The 5,403-nt window shown below is 72.6% G+C and carries 6 protein-coding genes; 2 read left to right on the plus strand and 4 right to left on the minus strand.

The annotated features are described in order from the left end of the window. Positions 1–224 precede the first annotated feature (224 nt). The gene (locus ABT247_RS31425; protein ID WP_350749481.1) at positions 225–1,064 is read right to left on the minus strand and encodes an NAD(P)H-binding protein; all 840 of its coding nucleotides are present in this window, start codon (positions 1,062–1,064) and stop codon (positions 225–227) included. A gap of 93 nt (positions 1,065–1,157) precedes the next feature. Here ABT247_RS31425 and ABT247_RS31430 point away from each other — a divergent pair, with 93 nt between their 5' ends. Then, positions 1,158–1,874, plus strand: a complete 717-nt coding sequence (locus ABT247_RS31430) for a TetR/AcrR family transcriptional regulator (protein WP_350749484.1) — start codon at positions 1,158–1,160, stop codon at positions 1,872–1,874. A gap of 277 nt (positions 1,875–2,151) precedes the next feature. On the opposite strand, the gene ABT247_RS31435 is transcribed toward ABT247_RS31430, so the two are convergent. Both ABT247_RS31435 and ABT247_RS31440 read right to left on the minus strand, forming a co-directional pair. Further along, complete coding sequence (locus ABT247_RS31435) at positions 2,152–3,075, minus strand: RNA polymerase sigma-70 factor (protein ID WP_350749487.1); 924 nt, start codon at positions 3,073–3,075, stop codon at positions 2,152–2,154. An 85-nt stretch (positions 3,076–3,160) separates the two neighbouring features. Then, a complete protein-coding gene (locus ABT247_RS31440; protein ID WP_350749490.1) occupies positions 3,161–4,075 on the minus strand; it encodes an NAD-dependent epimerase/dehydratase family protein in 915 nt (304 codons plus the stop codon). A 343-nt stretch (positions 4,076–4,418) separates the two neighbouring features. Here ABT247_RS31440 and ABT247_RS31445 point away from each other — a divergent pair, with 343 nt between their 5' ends. Further along, the gene (locus tag ABT247_RS31445) at positions 4,419–4,868 is read left to right on the plus strand and encodes a DoxX family protein (RefSeq protein WP_350749493.1); all 450 of its coding nucleotides are present in this window, start codon (positions 4,419–4,421) and stop codon (positions 4,866–4,868) included. 158 nt (positions 4,869–5,026) lie between these two features. Here the strand turns inward: ABT247_RS31445 and ABT247_RS31450 are convergent. Next, positions 5,027–5,403, minus strand: a 377-nt coding sequence (locus tag ABT247_RS31450) for an HAD family hydrolase (RefSeq protein WP_350749497.1), incomplete at its 5' end; no start/stop codon positions are given.

The following is a 5,403-nucleotide window of genomic DNA, read 5'->3' on the forward strand; positions in this document are numbered from 1 at the left end:
CGTCGGGACTGGGCAGATTGCGGAGGTTGCGGGGCGGCGCCGGCGCTGATGCGCGGGTGCGCGGCGACCAGGCCTTCGACGAGTCGCGCGGCCTGCCCGCCCCCGCCGAGCCGGGCCACGCCGCGCCGGCCGCCCCAGCCAGTCCGGAGTCGCTCCCCTCACGCTGCGCTGCGCCCGTGGGGGGGCAGGCGACTTCGGACTGCCGGCAGGCCGTCGGGGCGGCCCTACAGGGCCTCGCGTGCGGTGCGGGGCGCGCGGCCGAGGAGTTCGCCGAGGAGCGGGCTGGTGCCGGCGAAGTAGCCGTCCCGAGCGGCCTGGTAGAAGCCCAGCAGAAAGCGGGTCATGGAGGCGGGCTGCCCCGCGGCGGCCTGTGCGGCGGTCCAGTCGTCGTCGTCCATCAGCTGAAGGCGTACCGGGCGCCCTGCCAGTTCGGAGGCGGTGTCGGCGAGTTCGGCGAAGGTGGGGGCGGCGGGCGCGGTGAGGGTGACCGGTCCCTCGTGGGCGCCCGGGGAGGCGAGGATCAGGGCGGCGGCTTGGGCGGCGTCCTCGCGGGCGGTCCAGGACACCGGCCCGTCGCCGGGTACCGCGATGACGCCGGTCTCGCGCCACGGGCCGGCCAGCAACTCCAGGCTGTGGGCGTAGAACCCGTTGCGCAGGGAGGTCCAGGGGACGCCGGAGGCGGCCAGCAACTCCTCCGTGACGTGGTGGTCACGCCCGGGCGCGAAGGGGTTGTCCGGCGCTGCGGCCTGATGGCTGGTGTAGAGGATGCGGCCGACCTTCGCCTCGACGGCGGCGTCGATCGCCGTGCGGTGCAGGGCGACCGCGTCGGCCGTCGGGTCGTTGGAGGAGACCAGCAGCAGCTGATCTGCTCCGGTGAACGCGGCGGGCAGGGTGTCGGGGGCAGCGTAGTCGCCGCGCCGGACCTCCACGCCGCGCCGCGCGAAGCGCTCCGCCTTCGCGGGATCGCGCACGGCCACCGCGATCTCGCTCGCGGGCAGCGTTTCCAGCAGGTGGTCCACGGTGGCGCCGTTGAGCGCCCCGGTCGCTCCGGTCACGACTATCATCGATATTCATCCTTCGCTATCAGCGTTATCGTCCGTCGGAGACCACCGTACGACGCGATTCCACCGATAGCAACACAGTGATATCGTTGATACATGGACGATGAGGCCAAGCACAGGACGGACACCCGGGCAGCGATCATCGAGGCCGCCGCAGCCCTGCTGGGCGAGAGCGGCCCCGGCGCCGTGACCACCCGCGGCGTGGCCCAGCGCGCGGGCGTCCAGGCGCCGGCCATCTACCGCCTTTTCGGCGACAAGGACGGCCTGATGGACGCCGTCGCCGAGCACGTCATGGCGGCATTCGTGGCACGGAAGGCCGCCCGTGCCGCCAGCGCTGCGGCCGCGAACACTGACCCGCTGGACGACCTGCGGACGAGCTGGCGGGAGCAGATCGAGTTCGGCCTCACTCATCCAGCCGTGTTCCGGCTGCTGAGCGACCCCGAGCGCGCTCCCGGTTCGCCGGCGGCACGCGCGGGGCGGGAGATCCTTCAGGCGCGCGTGCACCGGCTCGCGGCGGCCGGGCTGCTGCGGGTACCCGAGCCCCTCGCCGTCGACCTCATCCACGCCGCGGGCGTCGGGACCGTCCAGATCCTGCTGGCGACGCCGCCGGAAAGGCGGGACCCCGCCATGGGCGAGGCGATGATGGACGCCGTCTTCGCCCGCATCCTGCCCGACGCCCCTTCCGCGGCCACGGACAGCACGCGGGTGCTGGCGGTCGCCCTGCGGGCCGTGGCCCCGGATCTGGAAACGCTGAGCGTGCCGGAGCGCCACCTGCTCATCGAATGGCTCGACCGCATCGCCGTGCCCCGCTGACACACCCCACGCGGCGCCGCACCCGCAGAGGCGGAACACGCCGAACGCGCCGCGCGCGACCGGGGACGACCCCACGACGCGGCCGGAGGTCTCCGCCGTCGGCGACCACGGTTACTCCTCCGCGCCGCAGGCAGCCGCAAGGGTACCGCTCATGCCTCCCCGTCCCGGCTGCCCTGCGGCTTGCGGGTGGCGGCCGTGCCTGTCCGCAGGCGAGCGGTTCGTCCGGCCCCTCGACCGCCTCCGGCCATCCGAGCGAACGTCAGCCCCACTGCCGACGTCAGCCCCACTCCCGACGCGCTTGCTTCACTTCGCGGTCGGCGGCCCAGGCGTCGGCGACCGGCCCGAGGTGGTCGAGCTTCTCGGGATTGATCACCCCTCGGATGGTCTGAATCCGCCCGTCGAGCACATCAAGTACCAGGACCTGCAGGATCTTGCCGTCCCGGTGGCGGAAGATCGCGCCCGGCTGGCCGTTGACCTCCTGCGGCTCGAACGTGACGCCGATCCTGACGAGCCACGGGAAGACCGTGCCGAGCAGTCGGGCCACGTTCTCCGCGCCACTGACGGCCTTGGCCAGCTGCGGGCTCTTCCCGCCGCCGTCCCCGACCAGCTGCACGTCGGCGGCCAGCAGGCTCTGCAGGCTGCCCACGTCGCCGTTCCTGAGCGCGTCGAGGAACCGCGTCGCCAGCCTCTGGCGCTCCTGCCGGTCTGCTTCGAACCGAGGCCGCCCGGCCGCCATGTGACGCCGTGCCCGGACCAGCAGCTGCCTGCAGGCCGCTTCCGACCGTCCCACCGCCACGGCGACATCGTCGAACCCGAAGTCGAACACCTCCCGCAGCACGAACACCGCCCGCTCCAGCGGGCTGAGCCGCTCCAGCAGCAGGAGTGCCGCCATCGACAGCGAGTCGGCCAGCTCCGCCGACCGCGCCGGATCCTCGTACGGGTCGGCCAGCAGCGGCTCGGGGAACCACGGGCCCACGTACGACTCCCGCCGTACTCGCGCCGAACGCAGCACATCGATCGAGATCCGTGTCACCGCGGCCGACAGGTACGCCTTGGTCGACGTGGGCCGGGTCGCCGAGCCGTCGAAGCGCAGCCACGTCTCCTGTACGGCGTCCTCGGCCTCGCTCACGCTGCCCAGGATCCGGTAGGCGATCGAGAACAGCAGCGGTCGCAGCTCCTCGAAGTCCTCGACCTTGCTCATGCCGTGTCCTCTCTCCGTGAAGTCCGTCCACCACCCGGTCGCGCGCCCCGGGAGACGGGTTCACGAGGCGCGCGAACGAATGCGGTCACGCCAGCTCCTCGCGGAACCCCTGACGCCACGACGGGTACCGCAGTTCCCAGCCCAGCTCCCGCCTGGCCTTGGCGTTGGAGAAGCCGCGCCCCTCGGTCATCATGCCCACCACCATCTCGCCCGCCAGCAGCCGGGCCAGCCATGCGGGAAGCCGCCGCGGCGGCTTGGCCTCGGCGCACTTCGCGAGATACGGAAGCCACTCGCTGACCGGTGCCGGCTCGTCGTCGACGATGTTGAACACGCCCTGGGCCCGCTGCTCCACCGCCAGGACAGTGGCGCTCGCCGCGTCGTCGATGTGCACCCACGAGGTGTAGCCGGTGCCGCCCCCGACGAGCGGGAACATCCGCTTGCGCACCATCATGACCTGGTCGTCGTTGGCGCCCGGGCCGTAGAAGCCGCCGTAGCGAAGGACCGCGCCACCCGCCCTGACGACCGCGGCCTCGAGGTGGCTGATCGCCTTCGTCCCCTCCACGACCTGCAGCGGGTCGCCCTCGGTCTTGACCCATCCGCCCTCGCGGATTCCGTTGAAGCTGGCGTGGCTCTGCGCGACGACATGGGAGACCCCGGCCGCCTCGGCGGCGGCCAGCAGATGGTCGATCCCCTCGGTGCGGAGCCGGTTGGTGGGCGCGAAGAAGCGGTCGGCGTTCCTCATGGTGGGCTTGCCGGCGTGCGCCTCGGACAGGCCCGTCATCTGGTTCACGATCGCATCCGGTCGGGCCGCGGCCACCACCTCGCCGACCGACACCGCATCGAGCCCATCCATCACGACGCCTTCGGCGCCGAGCCGCGCGAGCAGGTCCAGCTTGGCCGGACTCGTCGTCGTGGCCGTCACCTGGTGGCCCCGGGCCACCAACTGCGGCACCAGCCGCCGCCCCAGGACCCCGCTCCCGCCCGCCACGAACACCCGCATGACCATCACCTTCCCGATCCCGAAGTCTGCTTCCGGGACCTGAGACGAGACAGCGCGGCCGCCTGTGACATGGATGAAGAAGAGCTCGACCAGGTGATCGCCTGGGCCGGCACCCTGCGCGGTGTCCGGGAGGCCAAGGCGCGGACGGTCACGGCTGCATGAGGCCCGGTTCGTGGCCGATCACGCGGGCCGGCGCGGCGCGCTCACGACCCGTGCGCGGAAGGCGGTGAAGCCCTTGGTCCGTGAGCGAGCCTCAGCCCGCACGCCTTTACAGGTATGGCTAGCCTCACCTAACCTCTGACGTCGGCGCTTCCCGTCCCCTATCGAAGGAACGACCGAACTCATGCCTCTCACCGCGTCCATGGACAAGGCCAGCCCGTACGCGCTCGGCCTCTTCCGGATCGTCATCGGCTTCCTCTTCGCCTGCCACGGCGCCTCCTCGCTGTTCGGCGTCTTCGGCGGATCCATGGGCACCGGAGCCACCGTCCCTGCCGGCACCTGGCCCTACTGGTACGCGGCCGCGATACAGCTGGTCGGCGGGGTCCTCGTCATGTCCGGCCTGTTCACGCGCAGCGCGGCCCTGGTCTCCTCCGGTTCGATGGCCTACGCCTACTTCGTGGAGCACCAGGCCGACGCACTGCTGCCGCTGCAGAACCACGGCGAGCCCTCCGCGATGTACTGCTGGGCTTTCCTGCTCCTGGTCTTCACCGGCCCCGGCGCGCTCGCCCTCGACCACGTCCTCGCCACGCTCCGCCGGGGCCGCTCCGCCTCCGACGCCGCCGTCACGGCGTAACGGGCCGGCCCCGCGCCGTGCCGCGCACTGACGCGGCGTCAAGATCGGTGATTCTCAGGAGCGGGGGCGCCGGACAGCCGTCGGCGCCGGCCCCGTCGCCGTGGCGGCGGCGCACCGCAGGGATGCGCTCGTGGCACTCGCCGGTGCACAGGCGCGAGTCAGGAAACAGCCCGGGTGAGCGTGCGGGCGAGGTCCGGGAGATCGCTCGCCGTGTAGTGCGGGGCTGTCATGATCGCCGGGTATTCGGTCGCCTCCCGCCGGAGCCACGCGGCCTGGAGCCCGGCGCGGCGGGCGCCGTCGATGTCCCAGGGGTGAACCGCGACGAGCACCGTCTCCTCCGGTGCGGTGCCCAGGGTGCTGGTGGCGTACCGGTAGGCCGCGGCGGCCGGTTTCCAGGCGGCGGGGGCACTCACGTCGAGCAGCGCCTCGAAGCAGTCCAGCAGCCCGGCGCCGTCCAGCAGGCGCTCCGCACCGGCGGTCGAGCCGTTGGTCAAGGTCGCCAGCCGCAGCCCGGCGGCGTGCAGCTCCCGCACGC

Source organism: Kitasatospora sp. NPDC001539, from assembly GCF_040298565.1.
GTDB lineage: Bacteria > Actinomycetota > Actinomycetes > Streptomycetales > Streptomycetaceae > Kitasatospora.

Coding starts and splice junctions, on each gene's coding strand:
- ABT247_RS31435 (WP_350749487.1), bottom strand. CDS start 3,075: ATGAGCAAGGTCGAGGACTTCGAGGAGCTGCGACCGCTGCTGTTCTCG.
- ABT247_RS31425 (WP_350749481.1), bottom strand. CDS start 1,064: ATGATAGTCGTGACCGGAGCGACCGGGGCGCTCAACGGCGCCACCGTG.
- ABT247_RS31430 (WP_350749484.1), top strand. CDS start 1,158: ATGGACGATGAGGCCAAGCACAGGACGGACACCCGGGCAGCGATCATC.
- ABT247_RS31445 (WP_350749493.1), top strand. CDS start 4,419: ATGCCTCTCACCGCGTCCATGGACAAGGCCAGCCCGTACGCGCTCGGC.
- ABT247_RS31440 (WP_350749490.1), bottom strand. CDS start 4,075: ATGCGGGTGTTCGTGGCGGGCGGGAGCGGGGTCCTGGGGCGGCGGCTG.